The 20,054-nt window shown below is 69.8% G+C and carries 22 protein-coding genes, 1 pseudogene and 1 riboswitch; of the genes and pseudogenes, 10 read left to right on the top strand and 13 right to left on the bottom strand.

What is annotated here, in order from left to right; all coding sequences use genetic code 11:
• The 4 genes from pcp (at nucleotide 1) to ACIQWX_RS08955 (ending at nucleotide 2,634) form a co-directional block, all read left to right on the top strand.
• Nucleotides 1–639, top strand: coding sequence for a pyroglutamyl-peptidase I (gene pcp, locus ACIQWX_RS08970; RefSeq protein WP_400867448.1), 639 nt, complete (start codon nucleotides 1–3; stop codon nucleotides 637–639).
• Nucleotides 640–739: 100 nt separating this feature from the next.
• A complete protein-coding gene (locus ACIQWX_RS08965) occupies nucleotides 740–1,120 on the top strand; it encodes a hypothetical protein (protein ID WP_400867446.1) in 381 nt (126 codons plus the stop codon).
• Between the two features lie 7 nt (nucleotides 1,121–1,127).
• Nucleotides 1,128–2,189, top strand: coding sequence for a hypothetical protein (locus ACIQWX_RS08960; protein WP_400867444.1), 1,062 nt, complete (start codon nucleotides 1,128–1,130; stop codon nucleotides 2,187–2,189).
• Nucleotides 2,182–2,634: a YbaB/EbfC family nucleoid-associated protein gene (locus ACIQWX_RS08955; RefSeq protein ID WP_400867442.1), complete on the top strand. Its 453-nt coding sequence runs from the start codon at nucleotides 2,182–2,184 to the stop codon at nucleotides 2,632–2,634. Before ACIQWX_RS08960 ends, ACIQWX_RS08955 begins: the two co-directional genes overlap by 8 nt.
• 13 nt (nucleotides 2,635–2,647) lie before the next feature.
• On the opposite strand, the pseudogene ACIQWX_RS08950 reads toward ACIQWX_RS08955, so the two are convergent.
• The 4 genes and pseudogenes from ACIQWX_RS08950 to ACIQWX_RS08935 all read right to left on the bottom strand — a co-directional run.
• A pseudogene (locus tag ACIQWX_RS08950) lies at nucleotides 2,648–3,895 on the bottom strand (Hsp70 family protein); the annotation flags it as partial.
• A gap of 58 nt (nucleotides 3,896–3,953) precedes the next feature.
• Entirely contained in the window at nucleotides 3,954–4,307 is a 354-nt protein-coding gene (locus ACIQWX_RS08945; RefSeq protein ID WP_400867440.1) for a helix-turn-helix domain-containing protein, read from the bottom strand.
• Between the two features lie 4 nt (nucleotides 4,308–4,311).
• The gene (locus tag ACIQWX_RS08940; RefSeq protein ID WP_400867438.1) at nucleotides 4,312–4,677 is read right to left on the bottom strand and encodes a type II toxin-antitoxin system RelE/ParE family toxin; all 366 of its coding nucleotides are present in this window, start codon (nucleotides 4,675–4,677) and stop codon (nucleotides 4,312–4,314) included.
• A gap of 142 nt (nucleotides 4,678–4,819) precedes the next feature.
• Nucleotides 4,820–7,378, bottom strand: coding sequence for an ATP-dependent Clp protease ATP-binding subunit (locus ACIQWX_RS08935; protein ID WP_400867436.1), 2,559 nt, complete (start codon nucleotides 7,376–7,378; stop codon nucleotides 4,820–4,822).
• 368 nt (nucleotides 7,379–7,746) lie between these two features.
• On the opposite strand from ACIQWX_RS08935, the gene ACIQWX_RS08930 reads away from it, so the two are divergent.
• The gene (locus ACIQWX_RS08930) at nucleotides 7,747–8,571 is read left to right on the top strand and encodes a (2Fe-2S)-binding protein (RefSeq protein WP_400867434.1); all 825 of its coding nucleotides are present in this window, start codon (nucleotides 7,747–7,749) and stop codon (nucleotides 8,569–8,571) included.
• Nucleotides 8,572–8,895: 324 nt separating this feature from the next.
• On the opposite strand, the gene ACIQWX_RS08925 is transcribed toward ACIQWX_RS08930, so the two are convergent.
• The gene (locus tag ACIQWX_RS08925; protein WP_400867432.1) at nucleotides 8,896–9,453 is read right to left on the bottom strand and encodes a TIGR03086 family metal-binding protein; all 558 of its coding nucleotides are present in this window, start codon (nucleotides 9,451–9,453) and stop codon (nucleotides 8,896–8,898) included.
• 63 nt (nucleotides 9,454–9,516) lie between these two features.
• Between ACIQWX_RS08925 and ACIQWX_RS08920 the strand changes: the two genes are divergently transcribed.
• Nucleotides 9,517–10,350, top strand: a complete 834-nt coding sequence (locus ACIQWX_RS08920) for a DUF6597 domain-containing transcriptional factor (protein ID WP_400867430.1) — start codon at nucleotides 9,517–9,519, stop codon at nucleotides 10,348–10,350.
• 106 nt (nucleotides 10,351–10,456) lie between these two features.
• On the opposite strand, the gene ACIQWX_RS08915 is transcribed toward ACIQWX_RS08920, so the two are convergent.
• Both ACIQWX_RS08915 and lysS read right to left on the bottom strand, forming a co-directional pair.
• Nucleotides 10,457–10,807, bottom strand: coding sequence for an Lsr2 family protein (locus tag ACIQWX_RS08915; protein ID WP_086674451.1), 351 nt, complete (start codon nucleotides 10,805–10,807; stop codon nucleotides 10,457–10,459).
• 134 nt (nucleotides 10,808–10,941) lie between these two features.
• Nucleotides 10,942–12,453, bottom strand: coding sequence for a lysine--tRNA ligase (lysS, locus tag ACIQWX_RS08910; protein ID WP_400867427.1), 1,512 nt, complete (start codon nucleotides 12,451–12,453; stop codon nucleotides 10,942–10,944).
• A gap of 77 nt (nucleotides 12,454–12,530) precedes the next feature.
• On the opposite strand from lysS, the gene ACIQWX_RS08905 reads away from it, so the two are divergent.
• The 3 genes from ACIQWX_RS08905 to ACIQWX_RS08895 all read left to right on the top strand — a co-directional run bounded on the left by ACIQWX_RS08905 (nucleotide 12,531) and on the right by ACIQWX_RS08895 (nucleotide 14,163).
• Nucleotides 12,531–13,283, top strand: coding sequence for a methyltransferase domain-containing protein (locus ACIQWX_RS08905; protein ID WP_400867425.1), 753 nt, complete (start codon nucleotides 12,531–12,533; stop codon nucleotides 13,281–13,283).
• A gap of 26 nt (nucleotides 13,284–13,309) precedes the next feature.
• Nucleotides 13,310–13,373: riboswitch (guanidine-III (ykkC-III) riboswitch) on the top strand.
• Between the two features lie 25 nt (nucleotides 13,374–13,398).
• Entirely contained in the window at nucleotides 13,399–13,704 is a 306-nt protein-coding gene (locus ACIQWX_RS08900) for a DMT family transporter (protein WP_400867423.1), read from the top strand.
• Between the two features lie 33 nt (nucleotides 13,705–13,737).
• Entirely contained in the window at nucleotides 13,738–14,163 is a 426-nt protein-coding gene (locus ACIQWX_RS08895) for a DUF6640 family protein (RefSeq protein ID WP_400867421.1), read from the top strand.
• Here the strand turns inward: ACIQWX_RS08895 and ACIQWX_RS08890 are convergent.
• Nucleotides 14,126–14,971 carry an SDR family NAD(P)-dependent oxidoreductase gene (locus ACIQWX_RS08890; RefSeq protein ID WP_400867419.1) on the bottom strand — a complete coding sequence of 282 codons (846 nt, stop codon included), beginning with the start codon at nucleotides 14,969–14,971 and terminating at the stop codon, nucleotides 14,126–14,128. The two genes, ACIQWX_RS08895 and ACIQWX_RS08890, sit on opposite strands and share 38 nt — an antisense overlap.
• Nucleotides 14,972–15,009: 38 nt before the next feature.
• On the opposite strand from ACIQWX_RS08890, the gene ACIQWX_RS08885 reads away from it, so the two are divergent.
• On the top strand, nucleotides 15,010–15,576 hold the full coding sequence (locus tag ACIQWX_RS08885; RefSeq protein ID WP_400867417.1) for a TetR/AcrR family transcriptional regulator: 567 nt from the start codon (nucleotides 15,010–15,012) through the stop codon (nucleotides 15,574–15,576).
• Here the strand turns inward: ACIQWX_RS08885 and ACIQWX_RS08880 are convergent.
• The 5 genes from ACIQWX_RS08880 to ACIQWX_RS08860 all read right to left on the bottom strand — a co-directional run bounded on the left by ACIQWX_RS08880 (nucleotide 15,573) and on the right by ACIQWX_RS08860 (nucleotide 19,920).
• On the bottom strand, nucleotides 15,573–16,352 hold the full coding sequence (locus tag ACIQWX_RS08880) for a type III pantothenate kinase (RefSeq protein WP_400867415.1): 780 nt from the start codon (nucleotides 16,350–16,352) through the stop codon (nucleotides 15,573–15,575). The two genes, ACIQWX_RS08885 and ACIQWX_RS08880, sit on opposite strands and share 4 nt — an antisense overlap.
• Nucleotides 16,353–16,357: 5 nt before the next feature.
• A complete protein-coding gene (panD, locus tag ACIQWX_RS08875) occupies nucleotides 16,358–16,855 on the bottom strand; it encodes an aspartate 1-decarboxylase (RefSeq protein ID WP_400867413.1) in 498 nt (165 codons plus the stop codon).
• A 9-nt stretch (nucleotides 16,856–16,864) separates the two neighbouring features.
• The gene (gene panC / locus ACIQWX_RS08870) at nucleotides 16,865–17,770 is read right to left on the bottom strand and encodes a pantoate--beta-alanine ligase (protein ID WP_400867411.1); all 906 of its coding nucleotides are present in this window, start codon (nucleotides 17,768–17,770) and stop codon (nucleotides 16,865–16,867) included.
• Nucleotides 17,767–18,726 carry a Rossmann-like and DUF2520 domain-containing protein gene (locus ACIQWX_RS08865; RefSeq protein ID WP_400869482.1) on the bottom strand — a complete coding sequence of 320 codons (960 nt, stop codon included), beginning with the start codon at nucleotides 18,724–18,726 and terminating at the stop codon, nucleotides 17,767–17,769. Before ACIQWX_RS08865 ends, panC begins: the two co-directional genes overlap by 4 nt.
• A 90-nt stretch (nucleotides 18,727–18,816) precedes the next feature.
• Nucleotides 18,817–19,920, bottom strand: coding sequence for a PrsW family intramembrane metalloprotease (locus tag ACIQWX_RS08860; RefSeq protein WP_400869479.1), 1,104 nt, complete (start codon nucleotides 19,918–19,920; stop codon nucleotides 18,817–18,819).
• Nucleotides 19,921–20,054 lie beyond the last annotated feature (134 nt).

Here is a 20,054-nt window from a genome sequence, read left to right as displayed (position 1 = left end):
GTGGCGAAGGTGCTGATGACGGGGTTCGCGCCGTTCGGCGGCGAGTCCGTGAACCCGTCGTGGCAGGCGGTTTCACTGCTGGCCGCGCGCCGGGACGACATCGCGGCGGTCGAGCTGCCGTGCGAGTTCGCCGCGTCCCTGCCCGCGTTGCGCGCTTCTCTCGAAGAGCACCGGCCGTCGCTCGTGGTGTGCGTCGGGCAGGCGGGTGGCCGGCTCGAGGTGACCCCGGAACGCGTCGCGATCAACCTGATCGACGCGCGCATCCCGGACAACGCGGGCGCGCAGCCGGTGGACGTCCCGGTGGTCCCGGACGGCCCGGCGGCGTACTTCACGACGCTGCCGGTGAAGGCGTGCGTGGCGGCGATCCGCTCGGCGGGCGTGCCGGCCTCGGTGTCCCACACGGCGGGGACGTATGTGTGCAATCAGGTTTTCTACGGGCTGATGCACTTGCTGACCGAGTTCCCGGGTGTGCGCGGCGGGTTCGTGCACGTGCCGTTCAGCCCGGAGCAGGTCGCGGCGTCCGGCAAGGCGGCGCCGTCGCTGAGCGTGGACCGGATCGCGGACGCGCTGGAAGCTTTGGCGGACACGGCTTTGCGGACGGCGGAGGACTTGGCCGTCACCGCGGGCGCGGAGCATTGATCATGATCGTGATCTGACGCACACCACCTCCGAATCCCCATGGCGGGCGGCCGAACGGTGTTTACATGTCCGGACGCCTGCCCGGAAGAAGAGGTGAACGATGATCGGGTTCGAGACCGACCTGCAGGATCTCCGCGACTCCGCTCGCGCGCTGGCCGGTGCCGCCGACGCCGCCGAAGCCGCGTCGAGTGGTCTGCGCGGGAGCGACGTGCCCGTTTCGTCGGACGGTGGCGGGCTCTTCGGCGGCATCACCGGAATGCTGCCCGCGCACAACGCCTTCGGCCGGTCACTGGGGATGCCGGAGGTCGCCAAGGCCTACAACGACCACCTGGCGAAGATCCAGCGGCTGGTCGCGCGGCTGCACCAGACCACCGCGGACACCAGCCACGCGCTGATGCGGGTCGCGGAACTGTACGAAAAGGCCGACGAGGACTCGAAGCAGCACGTCAACCGCGCGGCCGCGGGCCTGGAAGCGAACTGAGGGAACCATGGACGGCTACTTCGACACCGGCCTCGACGCCGAACCGATGTCCAGCGGGGAGGACCGCCGCGCCGAGCTCCTCGAGGGGATCTCCGAGGACCTGAAGAGCGGCGCGAACGACGCGCTCGACGCCATCGACGTCCTGCGGACGACCGACTTCCTGCTCTTCGGCTTCGACGACTCCAACGAGAACGTCCGGAAGATGCAGGACGAGATCGCCGGGGTCTACCGCGAGTTCTCCGACGCCGACATCGACCACGAGTCGACGTCGGGCCTGCAGCACCTGATCATGAACCACGACGCCGTCTGGAAGGACCTGCAGCGCGACTCGAAGCCGAAGCTCGACGACGCCCGGCAGTTCCTCGAGGTGTGGCGCGGCTCGGCGGCGAACGCCGTCAAGGCGTACCTCAACGATCTGGCCGACACCTTCACCCAGGTCGAAACCAAGATCACCGTGCTGGAAAGCGGTGTCGTCGCGGCGCGCGAGGCCATCGCGTCGGCCCGGGACGACCTGAACAGCCTCGGCACCACGTTCAAGCAGACGGCGGAGGACTACAAGAAGGAGCAGGACCGCAAGCGCGCGGCGGCCGGGTCGAAGGTGCTCGCGGCGACGTTCGCGGGCGCGGTCACCGGCCTGCTCGCGGTGGCCACCGGCGGCGCCGGCGCGGCGGCGGGCGCTTCGATCTTCACCGCCGCCAACGGCGCGCTGGTCGCCGGCAACGCCGCGGGCGGCGCGATCACCGCGATGGTGGCCAACCAGGCGGAGATCAAGGGCGACAACGCCATGGACCTGTACAGCAGCTTCATGGACAGCGCGGGCAAGATCCGCGACGCCGCCGGCGAAGCGGCCCACACGCTCGCGAACCGCATCGGCGACGAAGCCGTGGACCTGCCGAAGATCCCCGACGCGCCGGACGTCAGCCCGGGGTCGAGCTTCGACCCGTCGAACTTCGAAACCGACCACACTTCGCGTCAGACCGAGAAGAACGTGCGCGACGCGAACGTCGACATCGCGCCGGACGGGCAGGTGTCGAGCGGCGCCACGCACGCCGGGAGGCTGGGTGGTTGACCGCGACGCCCTCCTGACCGAGCTGTCCGAGCTGTCCGCGACGGCGACGTCGGACGACGGCGCCGTTTCGCTGTCGGTCAACACCGACGGCGTGCTGACCCGGCTGCGGCTCACCGACGCCGTCTCGGGGATGGCGCCGGCCGAGATCGCGGACGCCGTGCTGCGGACGTACGTCGACGCGCAGCGGGAGTCGGCGAAGCGGACCGGGCAGCTGCTGGCGCAGGTCGGCACCGGCGGCTACCTGATGGACCGGCTGCGCTGGCGGATGCAGTTCGAGCCGCCTTCCGTTCCTGTTCCTGCTGCTCCGGTTTCCGCTGCTTCCGCACCGGACGACGTCGTGCTGAAGGACCGGTCTTCGGACGCCGCGCCCGAGGCACCGCCGGCCGGCCCGGTCGCGGACGACGACTGGTACGACGAGGGCATGCGGCTCGGCAAGGCCTGGTGAGTCAGCCCTGGCTGACCAGGACCACGACGGTGACGACAACCGTGACGGCGGCGAGCACCACCAGCGCGACGAGCCACGGGTTGGTGCCCCGGCGCTCCGGCGGCGGCGGCGCGTGCCGGACCGGTTGTTGTTGCCACGCCTGGGGTCGCGGCGGCGCGACGGGCGGGCGGACCGGCGCGAAGGCGGGCAGGGTGCGATCGTCGACGGCGTCGAGCGGGACGTGGTGCAGCCCGAAGGCCACGGCGGTCTCGGGCTGGTCCTGCGTGGTCGGCGTGACGCCGAGCTGGCGCGCCAACAGCGTGGCCAGCAACGGCATCCGGCTCGGCCCGCCGACGAGGTAGACACCGGCGAGCTGCGCGGGGCTCAGCCCGGCCCGCCGGATCGTCGCGCCGAGCAATTCGGCGCTGCGGAGCAGGCTGGGCCGCACGAGCGCTTCGAGCTCGTCGCGGCTGACCAGGACGTCGCCGAACGGCTCGGGCATCGGCACGTGGGTCTGGGTGTGGCGGGAAAGGCTTTCCTTGGCGTCACGGACGTCCTGCAGCAACGCGCGCCGGGTGCGACGGTCCGCAGTGGACTGTGGGCGGAGGAGCCGTTGCCACTGCGCGGGATCGGCGTGTGAGACGGACCGTCCGATGTGGACGAGCAGCGCCTGGTCGATGTCGAGGCTGCCGAGGTCGGACAGGCCGTCTTCAGCGAGCACGACGAAGCCTTGCCGCGTGACACCGACGACGGCGCAGTCGAAGGTGCCGGCCCCGAGGTCGTAGACACCGATGGGCCCGGCGAGCCGGTGACCGATGCTGGCGTAGTGCGCGGCGGCGGCAACGGGTTCCGGGATCAGCCGGACATCGGCGAAGCCGGCCTTGGCGGCAGCGGTCCGGACGGCGTCCTGCCGCGTGGCGCCCCAGCCGGCGGGGTGCGAGATCCGCGTCTGCCCGGGAGGGCGGCCGAGCTGCCGTTCGGCTTCCTCGCCGAGCCGCCGCAGAACGGCGGCGAAGGCATCGGTGACGTCGACTTTCGCGCCGCCGAGATCGAGGGTGCCCTCATCGATGCGGCGCTTGGGATTGGGTTCGAAGCGGCTCGGATCGAGCCGCGCCCGCCGTTCAGCGTCCCGGCCGACGATGAGGAGGCCGTCATCGCCGACGAAGACGGCGGAGGACATGGTGACGGACCCATCGACCTCAACAGCCCGCGGCGCGCGCCCGAGAGCGGAGAGGACCCCGACCGTGCTGGAAGTCCCGAAGTCGATCGACAGCACGTCCACGGCGGTTCCCTCCCAAGCCCCGCAGGCATCGTCTCACGGGCCGGAGAGGTGGCCTCGCTCAGGCGCAGACGTCCCGCTCGGCGGCCGAGACGGTGACGTCGTGATCATCGAAGTCCGCGACGACCCGCATCCGCCCGCCGAGCGCCGTGATGTAGCGGCGAAGGGTGTCCAGCTCCATCTGGCCGGGATCACCCTGCTCGAGCTGGCTGATCCGGGGCTGACTGACGCCCATCCGCTTAGCGAGCTCGGTCTGGCTGATGCCGGCGTCCTCGCGGAGCTGAGCCAGGCGAAACCCGAGCACGTAGGCCTCGGTGGCCTCGCGCGCGGCACTACGAGCAGCGTCGACGTCCCGGCCGGTCGACCGGTCGACGGCCGCCTTGCCCGCCTTCACTTCTTTCCAGGTCCGGCTCATCTCGTCAGTGCTCCTCTCCGTGCCGCAGGTGATCGCGAAACCGTCGCTCCGCGATCGGGATGTTCCGGTCGTACCAGCCTTTCCAGTTTCCGGCCTTGTCGCCGGCGACCAGGAGCAACGCGCGCCGGACGGGGTCGAAAGCGAACAGGATCCTGATTTCGCTGCTTCCCGCGGACGCAGGTCGCAGCTCCTTCAGGTTGTGCAGGTCCGAGCCCTTCACCCGGTCGACCAGCGGACGCCCGAGGCGAGGACCCTCACGGGCGAGCAAGTCGATCGCCTCTTCGACCCGGTCTGCGGAGATCGGATCTTCCCGGCACAGGTCCACGAACCACTGGTCGACCTCGTCGTGAAGTTCGATCTCCCAATCCATCCAGCCACTATAATGTACGCCTTATAACCGGATCCCGCCAGATGTTCGGCAGGGAGTCCAGGCCACGCAAGGTCGAAGCGCCTCAAAGCCGAAGGGCGGCCCCCCAACCGGGGAACCGCCCTTCGGACGTACTACGCGACGATCACTCGCCTTCGGCTTCGCCGCCCTGCTCCTCGTGGCCCGCGCCGATGCTGACCGGCGGGGCGTCCGGGACCGACGACGGCTTGCGCTCACCGCGGAAGGTGAACCGGGCCTGGTCGTCCTTGTCCTCGGGGTTGCCGCTCCAGCCTTCGACGTCGACCAGGATGATCTGACCCGGCTCGACCTCGCCGAACAGGATCTTCTCCGACAGCTGGTCCTCGATCTCGCGCTGGATCGTGCGGCGCAGCGGCCGCGCGCCCAGCACCGGGTCGAAGCCGCGCTTCGCCAGGAGGGACTTGGCCTTCGCCGTGAGCTCCAGCTCCATGTCCTTCGCGCGCAGCTGGGTCTCGACGCGGCCGATCATCAGGTCGACCATCATGATGATCTGGTCCTGCGTCAGCTGGTGGAACACGATGATGTCATCGATCCGGTTCAGGAACTCCGGGCGGAAATGCTTCTTCATTTCCTCGTTGACCTTCTGCTTCATCTTCTCGTACCGGGTGCCGGTGTCGTTGGACCCGGCGAACCCGAGCGAGACGGACTTCGAGATGTCCGACGTGCCCAGGTTGGACGTGAAGATGAGGACCGTGTTCTTGAAGTCGACCGTGCGGCCCTGACCGTCGGTCAGGCGGCCGTCCTCCAGCACCTGCAGGAGCGTGTTGTAGATCTCCTGGTGCGCCTTCTCGATCTCGTCGAACAGGACCACCGAGAACGGCTTGCGACGCACCTTCTCCGTCAGCTGGCCGCCCTCTTCGTAGCCCACGTAGCCCGGAGGGGCACCGAAGAGCCGCGAAGCGGTGTAGCGGTCGTGGAACTCACCCATGTCGATCTGGATGAGCGCGTCGTCCTCGCCGAACAGGAACGAGGCCAGTGCCTTCGACAGCTCGGTCTTACCGACACCGGACGGGCCGGCGAAGATGAACGAGCCCGACGGGCGCTTCGGGTCCTTCAGACCGGCACGCGTACGGCGGATCGCCTGCGAGACGGCCTTGACCGCGTCCTCCTGGCCGATGATGCGCTTGTGGAGTTCGTCCTCCATGCGCAGCAGCCGGGTGGTCTCCTCCTCGGTCAGCTTGAACACCGGGATGCCGGTCCAGTTGGCCAGCACCTCCGCGATCTGCTCGTCGTCGACCTCGGCGACGACGTCGAGGTCGCCGTCCTTCCACTGCTTCTCCCGCTCGCCCTTCTGGCCGAGGAGCGTCTTCTCCTCGTCACGCAGGCGGGCGGCCCGCTCGAAGTCCTGCGCGTCGATCGCGGACTCCTTGTCGCGGCGGACGTTCGCGATCTTCTCGTCGAACTCGCGCAGGTCCGGCGGCGCGGTCATCCGGCGGATGCGCATCCGGGCGCCGGCCTCGTCGATCAGGTCGATCGCCTTGTCCGGGAGGAACCGGTCGTTGATGTACCGGTCCGCCAGGGTCGCGGCGGCGACCAGCGCCGAGTCGGTGATCGAGACGCGGTGGTGCGCCTCGTACCGGTCGCGCAGGCCCTTGAGGATCTCGATCGTGTGCTCCAGCGACGGCTCGCCGACCTGGATCGGCTGGAACCGGCGCTCGAGGGCGGCGTCCTTCTCGATGTACTTGCGGTACTCCTCGAGCGTGGTCGCACCGATCGTCTGCAGCTCACCGCGGGCGAGCATCGGCTTCAGGATCGAAGCCGCGTCGATCGCGCCCTCGGCGGCACCCGCCCCGACCAGCGTGTGCAGCTCGTCGATGAACAGGATGATGTCGCCGCGGGTCTTGATCTCCTTGAGCACCTTCTTCAGGCGCTCTTCGAAGTCACCGCGGTAGCGGGAGCCGGCGACCAGGGAGCCCAGGTCCAGCGTGTAGAGCTGCTTGTCCTTGAGCGTCTCGGGCACCTCGCCCTTGACGATGCTCTGCGCGAGGCCCTCGACGACGGCGGTCTTGCCGACGCCGGGCTCGCCGATGAGCACCGGGTTGTTCTTGGTCCGGCGGGACAGCACCTGCATGACCCGCTCGATCTCCTTGCCGCGCCCGATGACCGGGTCGAGCTTGCCCTCGCGGGCCAGCACGGTCATGTTGCGGCCGAACTGGTCCAGGACCAGCGACGACGACGGGGTGCCCTCACCGCGGCCGCCGGAACCGGTCTCGGTGGACTCCTTGCCCTGGTAGCCGGACAGCAGCTGGAGCACCTGCTGGCGGACGCGGTTCAGGTCCGCACCGAGCTTGACCAGGACCTGCGCGGCGACGCCTTCGCCCTCGCGGATCAGGCCCAGCAGGATGTGCTCGGTGCCGATGTAGTTGTGGCCGAGCTGCAGCGCCTCGCGCAGCGAGAGCTCCAGCACCTTCTTCGCCCGCGGCGTGAACGGGATGTGCCCGCTCGGCGCCTGCTGGCCCTGGCCGATGATCTCTTCGACCTGCTGGCGCACGCCCTCCAGGGCGATGCCCAGCGACTCCAGCGCCTTGGCGGCGACACCCTCACCCTCGTGGATCAGACCCAGGAGGATGTGCTCGGTGCCGATGTAGTTGTGGTTGAGCATCCTGGCCTCTTCTTGAGCCAGGACGACCACCCGCCTCGCGCGGTCGGTGAACCTCTCAAACATGTGCACTCCCTCGACTGCTGCGCCGGCGGCCCGTTTCCATCGTGCTTTCACCGCGATGGATTCAGCACCGTGAGACCACTCTAGTAGCCAACTGGTCGCGCTGGCGTACCACTGGGGCTCTTCGTGGCCTTTTCCGCACCCGGACGTGGGGTCTTCCGGGTGCTTCCATCTTCAGGTTGCCCTGCACCTTTACGTCAACCCCAACGTGCGGGCGGCCACCCGGATTCCGCCGTTCGCGCGGTGTCCGCTCACCGCGAACAGTCCGCAACCTGGGAGTACCCCTTTTCATCGCCACCCGATTGGCGCAGTGGCCGTGGGCCTGTAAGGTTAGGCACGCCTAATACCTACGGCTTGAAGGAGGGCCGCGGTTGAACCAGCAGCGGTCCTTCCGTGACGCGCGCGAGGTCGGCGACGGCCTCGCGTCGTCGCTCCTGCGGGTCTCCGGCCTGCAGGAACGCACCGAGCTGCGCCGCGACGTCCCGGCGGGCTGGATCCGCTGCTCGGAGCTGCTGGAGACCCCGGCGAACTTCGACGAGTGGCGCGCGCTGCTGGGCGACTGGCTGCTGCGCGAGCACTCCTCGGCACCGGCCAGTACGACGGCCAGCTGGGTGCTGACGTGGTACCTGCACGTCCCGGCGTACGTGGGGGCGCTGCTGCTGCACCACGAGCGGCGGGTGCCGTCGCTGAAGCCCGCGGAGCTGGCGTTCCGCCTGGCGGACGACCGCCCCCACCCGGACGGCATGGCGGTGCTGGGTGACGAGTTCCACTGCCTCCCGACGGACCCGGGTTCGGCCCGCCCGGAGGCCACGGTGGTCCGCGACGAGCGAGCACTGGCGGCGGTGCTGCGGGCGCGCTACCTGGCCCACGCGGCAGCGTTCGTCCGGGCGTACGCACCGGCGAGCAGGCTAGGCCGCCGAACGCTGTGGGCGGCGGCGACGGACGCGCTGGAGAACTCGCTGTGGTGGGCGGGCCGCCAAGGTGGGACACCGGAGGCCGAGGGCGCGGGGGTGGCGGACGCGGCGTTGGTTTTGGATGCGCGGTACCCGCCGTTGACGTCGGCATCGACTTTGCGGTTGGCGGAGGGTGCGGACGGCCACCGAGAGTGGACCCGGCGGCGCGAGAGCTGCTGTTTTTCGTACTTGCTGCCGGCCGAGTCCGAGTGCGACGGCTGCCCGCGCACCTGCGCCCGGTAGCCCCCAGGCCCCTCAGACAGCCCCCGCCCGTCCCTGGCAGGGTTCCGGCAAGTCCGCGACGGGCGGCCCCGCCCAACGTCTTGAATGAGTCATTCAGGTCTTCGGACGTCCTGAATGACTCATTCAAGTCACTCGGGCTTCGCTTCGGCGACCCGGAACGCCGGCTTTGCCGGGCCCCTGCGGCCCCCTCCGGCCACCAGACAGTCTCCGCCCGTCCCTGGGGGGCGTCCCCGACCCAGTCTATCGGCGGCCCCCGACAAAACCGGCCGATCGGCGCCCGAACGCCGAAGCTGTCCACATCCGAGCCACCCTGTGGACAAGTGGTCAGGGCGTCCAGGCCGGGTCCCGCCCGGAGGCGCCGAGAGCCCGCTCCAACAGCGACGCGTCCCCCGGCACCGGAACAACCGGCCCGTAAACGCCCATCGACCGCGCCTGCTCACCCATGGCCACCGCGGACTCGTACACCGCCATCGCCGCGTCGACCGAGGACCGGGGCGACTGGCCGCTCGCCCGGGCCAAATCCCACCCGTGCAGGACGAACTCCCCCAGCACCATGTCGCCGACCACCGCCGCCGGGAGCGGCGAGGAACCCAACGCCGTCGTGCCCTCCCAAGCCGACGGCGTCTCGAACACGTCCACCAGCGTCTCCGTCTGCTTGTCCAGCGCCGCCCGCCAGTCCTCCGTCACGAGCCCGGCCGAAGCAGCCGAAGGAGGGTCCTCACGACGACCCGCAGCCACGAGCCACGGCCCCCAGTACAAGAGGTGGTTGAGCAACCCCCGGACGTCAAAACCCGCACACGGCGTCGGGGCGGTCAAATCGTCCAGCGCGGCGGCGACCCGGAGGAACTCGGCCGCGGCGGGCCGGATGAGCGAGGCGTTCATCCCGCGATCCAATCCGGGCGCCGCCGGGGCGTCTTGAACGAACGCGACAGCTACCGTGGGCGCGTGGGCGAGCACCGGATCCCGCGCGGCATCGTGGCCGAGGCCACCGCGCGCACCATGTTCACGCTGAACCGGTACGCACCGGCGCCCGAACTCGCGGAATTCGTCGACTACCACTGGGTGCTGCACTGGGACCTGCGCGGCAAACCGGCCCACGACCAGCGCGTCCTGCCGAACCTCGCGGTGCACGCGACGTTCTTCCCCACCGCGTCCGGCGTCCACGGCCCGATGCACGACGTCTTTTCCCACCGCCTCGAAGGCCGTGTCCAAGGCTTGGGGGTGCGTTTCCGGCCCGGCTGCTTCCGCGCGTTCCTCGGCGCCCCGGTGAGTGACATCACCGATCGCGCTGTCCCGCTCGCGGACGTTTTCGGACCGAAGGCGATCGACGCCGCGGAATCGGTGCAGAACGCGGCGGACGACGCGCAAATGGTCCGCGCGATCGACAACTTGCTGATCGCAAATCTCGTCGAGCTCTCGCCGGCCGCGCGGCGGGCCGCCGAGGCCGTGGAATCAATCGCGCGGGACCCGGGAATTACCCGGGTGGCGCAACTGTGCGCGGATACTGGACTAACCACCCGGTCCGTCCAGCGGTTGTTCGCCGAACACGTCGGCTGCACCCCCAAGTGGGCGATCCGGATATACCGCCTCAACGACGCCGCGCAGCGGATCGCCACCGAAGGTGAGCCGGATTACGCCGGACTGGCGGTTCGGCTGGGCTATAGCGACCAGTCGCACTTCATCCGCGATTTCCGCGCCGTCACGGGTCAGCCTCCCGCGGAGTACGCCCGGGCGTCCCGACCGGACAGCGAACGGACACCGGACAGCGATCGGACATGAAGAAAGCCGCCGGGCGAATTCGCCCGGCGGCCTCGGCTGTACCCCGCTTCGAGGAGTTTCCGGCCGGCCCGGTGACCTGCGTGCACCCGGACCGGCGGAAGGGTCCTCAGTTCTTCTTGTGGTAGGCGTCGACGACCTCGGACGGGATCCGCCCCCGGTCCGAAACCGCGTAACCGTTCTTGCGCGCCCACGCGCGAATGGCCTGGTTCTGCTCGCGGTCGACGGCGGCCGGACGCGACGGGCCCTTACCCGCGACCGGACGCACGGAAGCGCGCTTGCGGCCACCGGCGCGACGCGCGTGCTCGACGTACTGGGCGAGTGCGTCCCGCAGCTCCTCGGCGTTTTCCGAAGAGAGGTCGATCTGGTAGCTGACGCCGTCCAAACCGAACTCGACGGTCTCTTCCGCCTCGCTGCCGTCCAGGTCGTCGACCAGCGAGACGAGCACCTTCTGTGCCATCCGATTCCTCCTGCGGGGACTTGCGCAATGATCTGGTTACGGGGCGAGCCCCGGACAGAAGACTTTGTCTAGAACATTAGTACCCGCTTCCGGAGGACAGCGCAAATCTCATATGGATAACCAACACGGCCGGGTTATTCGGGTCGCACGAGCGGGAAGAGGATCGTCTCCCGGATACCGAGACCGGTCAGCGCCATCAGGAGCCGGTCGATCCCCATTCCGACACCGCCGCTGGGCGGCATTCCGTACTCCAGGGCACGCAGGAAATCCTCGTCAAGGCGCATGGCTTCGCTATCGCCCTGCGCGGCCAGCAGGGACTGTTCGGTGAGCCGTTCCCGTTCGACGACCGGATCGACCAGCTCGGAGTATCCGGTGGCGAGTTCGAATCCGCGCACGTAGAGGTCCCACTTCTCGGCGACGCCGGGCCGCGAGCGGTGCTGCCTCGTCAATGGCGACGTCTCCAGCGGAAAATCACGCACAAACGTGGGGGCGTGCAGGTGATCTCCGACGAGGTGTTCCCACAGTTCCTCGACCAGCTTGCCGTGGCCGAGCTTCGGATCGACTTCCAGGCCCCTGGCCTGCGCGAATCCGTACAGTTTGGCGGCGGGCGTCTCCGGCGTCACCTCTTCGCCGAGCGAATCGGACAACGACTCGTACATTCCGAGTGTGGTCCATTCGCCGGAGAGGTCGTACTCCGAACCGTCGGGCAGCGTGACGACCTGGGTGTCCAGCACCGCCTGCGCGGCCTCCTGGATCAGCTCGCGGGTCATCACCGCATTCGTGTCGTACGTGGCGTACGCCTCGTAGTACTCGAGCATCGCGAACTCCGGCGAGTGCGAGGAGTCACTGCCCTCGTTCCGGAAGTTGCGGTTGATCTCGAAGACCTTTTCGATGCCGCCGACGACGCAGCGCTTGAGGTAGAGCTCCGGCGCGATCCGCAGGAACAGCTCCATGTCGAACGCGTTCGAGCGCGTGACGAACGGGCGGGCCGCGGCGCCGCCGTGCAGCGTCTGCAGCATCGGCGTCTCGACCTCGGTGAACCCGCGGCGGTGGAACGACTCCCGCAGCGACCGGACCACGCCGGCGCGCGTGCGCACGACGTCCCGCGCCTTCGGGCGCATGATGAGGTCGACGTAGCGCTGGCGGATCCGCGTCTCCTCGGCCAGGTCCTTGAAGGCGTTGGGCAGCGGGCGCAGCGCCTTCGACGTGATGCGCCACGCGTCGGCCATCACGGACAGCTCGCCGCGCTTCGAGGTGATGACCTCACCCTGCACGAAGACGTGGTCGCCGAGGTCGACGTCGGACTTCCACGCCGCCAGCGCGTCCTCGCCGACCTTCGCCAGGCTGATCATGGCCTGCAGCTCGGTGCCGTCGCCCTCGCGAAGGCTCGCGAAGCACAGCTTGCCCGTGTTGCGCAGGAACATCACCCGGCCGGTGACGCCGACGGTCTCGCCGGTGGCGGTGTCGACGGGCAGCCCCTCGTGCGCCGCCCGCACCTCGGCGAGCGAGTGCGTCCGGGGTACCTCGACCGGGTAGGGATCGATACCCTCGGCGAGGATCCGGTCGCGCTTCTCCCGGCGCACCCGCATCTGCTCGGGCAGTTCGTCTTCGGCGGGCACGCTGGTGGAAGCGGGGTTTTCGGTCATGGCCCATAGGGTACGAACCCGGCCGCGCGCTACGCCAACCGGATTACCTTTCCTTTCCGTCCATTAACCTGGGCCGGGTGAGTGATCCTGGACGCGCCCGCCGGGCGGCTTCGTTCGGCAGCCGCGCCGCCGCGTACGCCGAGCACCGGCCCGGTTACCCGCGGGAAGCGATCGAATGGGGTCTTTCGGGCGCTCGCGAGGCACCGCGGCGCGTACTGGACCTGGGCGCCGGAACCGGCAAGCTCACCCTCGGCCTCGCCGAACTCGGGCTCGACGTCACGGCGGTCGAACCCGACCCGGAAATGCGCGCCGAACTGGGGAGAGTGGTGCCGTCGGCGACGTCGCTGGCGGGCCGTGCGGAACGGATCCCGTTGCCCGACGCCGACGTCGACGCGGTTTTCGTCGGCCAGGCGTTCCATTGGTTCGACGTGCCGCCGGCGATGACGGAGATCGCCCGCGTGCTGCGCCCGGGCGGCGTGCTCGTGCCGATGTGGAACTACGAAGACGAATCGGTGCCGTGGGTGGCGAAGTTCACCGCGCTCGGCCGCGAAGGGACGCGCAAGCCCGCCCGGACCGAAGATTTGCGTGAGGTGGCGCACCCGGGGTTCGAACCGTTCGAAAGCGACCGGTTTCGCCATGTGCAACGCCGGACGGCGGAGAGCCTCCTGGAAACGATCGCGACGTATTCGAAGGTGATCGTGTCTTCGCCGGAGGAGTCGTCGGCGCTGTTGACGACCTTGCGCGAGTTCCTGGCGTCGAATCCGGCGACGGCGAGCGGCGAGTTCGACCTGCCGTTGCTGACGTGGGTACTGCGCGCCCGGCGCCGGTAGGACATTTTTTGTCGTGCTAGCTTCGGAAGGGACGTCACCCGGACGTCCCGGACGAGCGCGTCGTACCCGGTCAGGACAAGACGGCGCAGTGTGCAGGCACTGCGAAAGGGTTGTCATGTCCTGGTTGGTGTTGGTGGTGTCCGGAATCCTGGAAACGGTCTGGGCGGCGGCGCTCAAGGGGTTCTTCAAGCCGGCTTCGGTGGCGACGTTCGTCGTCGCGCTGGTGCTGAGCATGAGCGGGCTGGGGTACGCGCTGCGGGAAATTCCGTTGGGGACGGGGTACGCGGTGTGGGTGGGCATCGGCACGATCGGCACGGCGCTGTACGGGATGGTCGTGCTGGGCGACTCCGCGACGGCGGCCCGGCTCACTTGCCTGGGGTTGATCGTGGCGGGTGTGGTGGGGTTGAAACTGCTGCATTGACCTCGATCAAGCTGGAGGTTCGATACTGCGGGGATGAGCAGGAAATCGTTGGGGCGAGCACTGATCTCGCTGACATCCCTCGTGACGGCTGTCGGTCCGTACCGTGCCGATTGGAATGAAACGCACGTGTTCAACCCCGCTTGGCCGCCGCACGCGAAGTTCCACAACGGGCAGACGATGAGCCTCGGGTTGGCGCTGGGTGCCACGAGTCTGTGGCAGCTGTGGCGCCGGCCGACCCGCGCCGGGCTCGACGCCGGGGCCGTGCTGGCGTCGTTGTACTGGCTGACGCAGATTTCGGCGTTGGCTTACCCGGGTGCGAAGGCGGTGGACCCGCCGGGGACGAAGAAGTTTCCGCAGGCCGCGGCAGCGTTCCCGGCGCTGGCGGTGACGGCACTCGGCTACGTACTCGAACGGCGCCGGCTCACTGCGGAAAGTACGGCCGCAGAGTCGCCGCGGTAACCCGGTCGAGCACCCGATCCGGCAGCACGCGCACCAACCGCGTCAACAACCCCGCGTCCCGCCCGATGGCGTACCGCGTGCGCGGCCGCCGGGTCGTGGCCGCCCGGGCCACGGTCCGGGCGGCCTTCTCCGCCGGCATCCCCGCCCCGGTGAACCGCAACGAATGAGCGACGACGGCCTCGACCAGCCCGCCGTACCGCCGTTGGTGCTCCGCGCTCATCTTCGAAGCGAGCCCGGTGGCGGTGGCCGCGCCGCGCGCACCCATCTCCGTCCGCACCGCGCCCGGCTCGACCACGACCACTTCCACGCCGTGCGGCGCGAGCTCCCGGCGAAGCGCGTCACTGACCGCCTCGAGCGCGAACTTCGTTCCCGCGTACGGACCGTAAGTCGCCATGGCGACCTTTCCGCCCACCGAGCTGATGTTCACGATCCGGCCGCCGCTGCGGTGCAGGAACGGCAGCAGGGCCTGCGTCACGGCGACGTGCCCGAACAAGTTCACTTCGAACAGCCGCCGCCACTCGTCGAGCGGCAGCGTCTCGACCGGCGCGTTCACCGAAATGCCCGCGTTGTTGATCAGGGCTCGCAACGGAAGCCCCGACGCAGACACGCGTGAAGCGAGCGAAGCGATGTCCGAAGGCCGCGTGATGTCCAGGATCACCGGCGAGATGCCGTCAGCTTGAACGGCGTCCGCTTCCCGGCGGACGCCCGCCAAGACGTGGTAGCCGCGAGCAGCGAGCGCGCGGGTGGTCGCCGCACCCAATCCCGTCGAAGCGCCGGTGACGACCATCAGTTCATGTGACGTTGTCATATGAACCACTGTCCAGAACTCATGTGACAATGTCAACCATGGTGACGCGAGCGGAGAGCGCGGCAGCGACCCGGGGCGCCCTGGTGCGCGCCGCGGCCGAGCTACTCGACGAAGGCGGGCCCGACGCGGTGACGCTTCGTGCGGTGGGCGCTCGCGCCGGCGTCTCGCGCGGCGCGCCGTACGGCCACTTCGAAGACAAAGCGCACCTGCTGACCCAGCTCGCCGTCGACGCCTGGAACTCCGTCGCCGACAAGGTCGAACACCTGCGCGCCGCCCCGGACGCCACCCCGGCCGAGACGCTCGAACGAGCGCTGCTGGCGCTCATCGGGCTCGGCCGGCGGCAACCGCACCTCTACGCCTTGATGTTCAGCACCCCCGCGGACGACCCGGACGCCGTCGCCGCCGCGAGCCGCGTCGAGAAGCAGTACCTCGACGTCGTCGCCGGTCTGGTCGGGCCGGCCGACGCCCGTCGCTACGGCGCTTTGCTGATGTCGAGCGCGCACGGCATCGCCGGGCTCGAACTCACCGGCCACCTGGCCACGGAAAAGTGGGGCGTCGACGGCGAGCAGCTCGTCCGCATGCTCGTCGACGCGATCGGAACCTAAGCCCGGATGTTGCGCTCGTAGACCAACCGTAAACCGAGCAACGTCAAATCCGGGACGTGATCCGTGATCGTCTCCGACTCGCTGATCACCAGCGGCGCCAAGCCCCCCGTCGCCAGCACCGCGACCGGTTCCGTCCCGCCCGGCGACAGCTCCCGGACGATCCGCCGCACCAGCCCGTCGACCTGCCCCGCGAACCCGTACAAGATCCCCGACTGCAGGCACTCCACGGTGTTCTTGCCGATCACCGACCGCGGCGGGACCAGCTCGACCTTCCGCAACGCCGCCGCGCGCAACGCCAGTGCGTCCACCGAAATCTCGATCCCCGGGGCGAACGCACCGCCCAGGAACTCGCCGCGGGCCGAAATCGCGTCCACGTTGGTCGATGTGCCGAAGTCGACCACCACGCACGCCGTTCCACTGTGGAGGTGGTGCGCGGCCAGCGTGTTCGCCAGGCGGTCCGCGCCCACCTCCTTCGGGTTGTCCACCAGCAGCGCCACGCCCGTGCGCACGCCCGGCTCCACCACGATCTTCGGGACGTCCGCGTAGTACCGCGCCAGCATCACGCGCAGTTCGCGCAGCACCGCCGGCACCGTCGACAACGCGCTGATGCCCGTCACCGAATCCGCGTGCGGGCCCAGCAAACCGCGCACCGTCAACGCCAGCTCGTCGGCCGTGATGCGCGCGTCCGTGCGCATGCGCCAGTCGCCGGCCAGTGACTGGCCGGACCAGAGACCCAGGACGATGTTCGTGTTGCCGACGTCGACGGTGAGCAGCAAGCGCGTCAGCTCTCGGCGTGCAGCAGCGCGTCGAGGCGGCGGGCGTCGGCCGTCTCCGCGACCGGGAACACCGCCGTCTCCTCCTCCGGCGGCAGCGTCACCGTGCCGGACAGCAGCCCGGAACCCTCGGGCGCGTAGCCGGGATCGGCGTGCCGGTGGACGATCCGGTTGTCCGCGTCGACGAACACCACGCGCGGTTCGTACGTCGCGGCTTCGGCGTCGTCCATCTGGCCGTACGAAATGAGGATGACCAGGTCGCCCGGGTGCACCAGGTGCGCCGCGGCGCCGTTGATGCCGAGCACGCCGCTGCCGCGCTCGCCCTTGATGACGTAGGTCTCCAGCCGCGAGCCGTTGGTGACGTCCACAATGGACACCTGTTCCCCCGGCAGCAGGTCCGCGGCCTCCATCAGGTCCTCGTCGACCGTCACCGAACCGACGTAGTGCAGGTCGGCCTGGGTCACGGTGACGCGGTGGATCTTCGACTTGAGCATGGTGCGGTACATCGTGGACTCCTATTCCCCTGCGTCCAGCCGCTCCGGGTGCTCGACAGCGGCGCCGAGCAACACTGGAACGTTGTCGATCAGCCGGGTACTCCCCACCCGGGCCGCGATCAACAGTCGTGCTTCACCATCGACGGGCGCGGGCCCGAGGTCGGTTCCCCTCAACTCCAGGTAATCCACCTCGACCGCGGGCCGCGCGGCGAGGGTCTTCGACGCGGCCTCGATGACCGCGTCCGCACCGTCGCGCCCGACGAACGCCCCCGCGGTGAGGGCGGCCGACAGGACGACGGCGTCTTCGCGCTGTTCGGGCGTCAGGTAGACGTTGCGCGACGACAGCGCCAGCCCGTCGCGCTCGCGCACGGTCGGCACGCCGATGACGTGCGTGTCGATGTTCAGGTCGCGCACCATCCGCTTGATCAGGACCAGCTGCTGGTAGTCCTTCTCACCGAAGAGCGCGTAGTCGGGGCGAAGCAGGTTGAACAGCTTCGCGACGACGGTCAGCACGCCGGCGAAGTGGCCGGGCCGGACGGCGCCCTCCAGCTCGTCGCCGAGCGGGCCCGGGTGCACGGTCACGACCGCGCCCTCGCCGTAGAGGGCGTCGGCGCTGGGCGTGAACGCGATTTCGACGCCGTCCTCGCCCAGGACGGCGAGATCGGCCTCGAGCGGACGCGGGTAGGCCTCGAAGTCTTCGCCCTCGCCGAACTGCAGCGGGTTGACGAAGATCGAGGTGGCCACGACGTTGTTCGGCAGCCGCTTCGCGCGGCGGATCAGCTCGCGGTGCCCGGCGTGCAGCGCACCCATGGTCGGCACGAGCGCCAGCTTGCGGCCGACGCCGTGCAGGGCCCGGCTGACCTGGCTCATCTGCTCCGGCGACGCGAACGTGTTCAACGTGCCGCGGCTGAATTTCGGTGTGGTCACTGGTCTTGCTGCCCTTCGGCGGGATCGTCGAGGAGTTCGGTGAGGTCTTTGGCGGCCGCGGTGTCCAGCAGCCCGGCAGCCGTCGAACGCGCCACCGTGCGCCTGGCCAGCGCGCGGTAGGCCGGCTCCACCTCCGGCGCCCGGTCCGCCAGCACCGCGAGGTGCTTGCGGACGGTGCCGAGATCGCCACGCGCGACCGGCCCGGTGAGGGCGCGGTCGCCGTGTCGCAGCACATTATCCAACGCCGCCGAAAGCAGTGGTGCCACCAGGCGTTCGGAGTGCCCGATTCCCGCTTCCCGCAAGACTTCCGCGCAGTCGGCGACCAGCGTCATCAGGTGGTTCGCGCCGTGGGTCAACGCAGCGTGGTAGAGCGCTCGCGCGGAGTCGGGGATGCGCACCGGCTCGGCGCCCATCTCGACCGCGAGCGCCTCGCCGACGTTCCAGGCCGCCTCGTCGTCCGCTGCCGCCGTGACGCCGATGCTGCACGCCGCCAGCCGCTCGAGGTCCTCTTCGCGGCCGGTGAACGTCATCACCGGGTGCAGCGCGAGCGCCAGCGCGCCGGCTTCGGCCGCGGGGGCGAGCACGTCGATGCCCTGCGCGCCGGAGGTGTGCACGACGATCTGGCCGGGCCGCAGCGACTCGGTCGCGACGAGCCCGCGGACCATGCCGGCCAGCGCGTCGTCGGGGAGGGCGAGCAGCACCAGGTCCGCTTGGCGGACGGTTTCGTCGGGCGGCAGCAGGGGCACGTCGGGGAGGAGGCGTTCGGCACGGGCCAGCGACGCGGCGGACAGCCCCGACGCGGCGACCACGGTGTGCCCCGCCCGGCCCAGTGCGGCGCCGAGCACGCTGCCCACCCGGCCGGCGGAGACGACGCCGACCGCCAGGCGAGCGGGCCTCATCATGGCGTGCGCCTGTGGACGCTCATGGTTGGCAGACTCCCTCTGCTCTCGTTCCAGTCCCTTTCCGGGTACCGGACGAACGGCGCGAGACTAACTCGATTGAGCGGGAAGCGTTGAGCCCGGGTGACCAGCTTCACCCGGACCGGGTCACCCTCGGGCGGCCTCGTCGGCGAGGCGCGTCGCCTCCGCGCGGGCGGCCTTCAACGTGCGCAGCAGCTCCTGCTGGCGCTGCCGGTCGCCGTCGCTCGTGAGCTCCTGGCGGTCCAGGAACGCGAGCTCGGTCACGCTGGCCTGGTAGACGGCGACGGCCTTCGCGGCGCGCTTGCCGGACTGCCGTTTCGCCTGCCGCCGCCACGCCCGGCGCCCGGGCAGGCTGGCCAGCAGGTCGACCTCCGACGGCGCGATCCACCGCGCGGCGGCCATGTGCGGCAGGGCGGCCGCGATGATGCGCTGCTCCCGCCGTCGTTGCAGGACGACGAGGTAGACCACGCCGAGGAACAGCGGCAGCATGATCAGGAAGTAGACGGTGAGGAACTTCGAGCCGCCGAGCAGCGCGGCGCTGTTCCACAGCGCGTGCAGGCAGACGGCGGCCAGGTAGCCGGCGATGGGCGCGACGACCCGCATCGCCTTCGTGGTCGTCCGCGCGGCGATGCCGATCCCGATGCCGGTGAGCACGGCGAACAGCGGGTGTGTGAAGGGCGCGAGGACGCCGCGGAGGAAGAACGCCGTGATGACGCCCTGGCTGTGGCCGTCGCCGAAGCCGTAGTCGGCGAACGCGCGGCCGAAGTAGTAGATGTTCTCGGTGAACGCGAACCCGGCGGCGCTGAACCCGGCGTAGACGACGCCGTCAACGACGCCGTCGAACTCGGTGGACCGGCGCCAGAGGATGAGGACGACGAAGAGGGCCTTCGCGGCCTCTTCTACGACGGGCGCCGAGATGAGCGCGGCGATGGTGTTGCCGCTGCCCTTGCCGAGGAGCTCGTCGCCGACGGCTTCGGCGGTGGTGTTGATGAGCAGCGCGGTGATGGTCGCGATGCAGGCGCCCCAGGCGAAGGCGAGCAGGAGGAACTTGGCCGGTTCGGGCTCCCAGCGGTCGACCCAGAGGAACCCGGCGACGACGCCCGCGACCGGCACGAGTGCGGCGAGGACGCCGATGGTGACGGCGAGCGGGCCGACCCGCGCGGTGGCGAGGCCGAAGAGGAACAGGCCGCAGAGGGCGACCACGATCAGGCCGAGCACCGGCAGCAGCACGGTGATCCGGCGAGGCCGCCGTCCCCGGTCGAGTCCCGTCGCGGGCGAGAGGGTTCCGCTCACAGCCGGTCACCCTACGCAGACCGGACAGAGAGAGGAACGCCACCTGGCACACACGGCGCGCCGTCCGCCCA

It is taken from the genome of Amycolatopsis sp. NPDC098790, from assembly GCF_044759945.1.
Taxonomy (GTDB): Bacteria; Actinomycetota; Actinomycetes; order Mycobacteriales; family Pseudonocardiaceae; genus Amycolatopsis.
This window is presented reverse-complemented; position numbering and strand designations above follow the sequence as displayed.

Bases quoted from the DNA above. Each gene is read 5' to 3' on its own strand.
- ACIQWX_RS08935 (WP_400867436.1), bottom strand. From the start codon at position 7,378: ATGTTTGAGAGGTTCACCGACCGCGCGAGGCGGGTGGTCGTCCTGGCT.
- ACIQWX_RS08960 (WP_400867444.1), top strand. From the start codon at position 1,128: ATGGACGGCTACTTCGACACCGGCCTCGACGCCGAACCGATGTCCAGC.
- ACIQWX_RS08915 (WP_086674451.1), bottom strand. From the start codon at position 10,807: ATGGCACAGAAGGTGCTCGTCTCGCTGGTCGACGACCTGGACGGCAGC.
- ACIQWX_RS08965 (WP_400867446.1), top strand. From the start codon at position 740: ATGATCGGGTTCGAGACCGACCTGCAGGATCTCCGCGACTCCGCTCGC.
- ACIQWX_RS08925 (WP_400867432.1), bottom strand. From the start codon at position 9,453: ATGAACGCCTCGCTCATCCGGCCCGCCGCGGCCGAGTTCCTCCGGGTC.
- ACIQWX_RS08895 (WP_400867421.1), top strand. From the start codon at position 13,738: ATGAGCAGGAAATCGTTGGGGCGAGCACTGATCTCGCTGACATCCCTC.
- ACIQWX_RS08900 (WP_400867423.1), top strand. From the start codon at position 13,399: ATGTCCTGGTTGGTGTTGGTGGTGTCCGGAATCCTGGAAACGGTCTGG.
- panD (WP_400867413.1), bottom strand. From the start codon at position 16,855: ATGTACCGCACCATGCTCAAGTCGAAGATCCACCGCGTCACCGTGACC.
- ACIQWX_RS08890 (WP_400867419.1), bottom strand. From the start codon at position 14,971: ATGACAACGTCACATGAACTGATGGTCGTCACCGGCGCTTCGACGGGA.
- ACIQWX_RS08940 (WP_400867438.1), bottom strand. From the start codon at position 4,677: ATGGATTGGGAGATCGAACTTCACGACGAGGTCGACCAGTGGTTCGTG.
- lysS (WP_400867427.1), bottom strand. From the start codon at position 12,453: ATGACCGAAAACCCCGCTTCCACCAGCGTGCCCGCCGAAGACGAACTG.
- ACIQWX_RS08945 (WP_400867440.1), bottom strand. From the start codon at position 4,307: ATGAGCCGGACCTGGAAAGAAGTGAAGGCGGGCAAGGCGGCCGTCGAC.
- ACIQWX_RS08885 (WP_400867417.1), top strand. From the start codon at position 15,010: ATGGTGACGCGAGCGGAGAGCGCGGCAGCGACCCGGGGCGCCCTGGTG.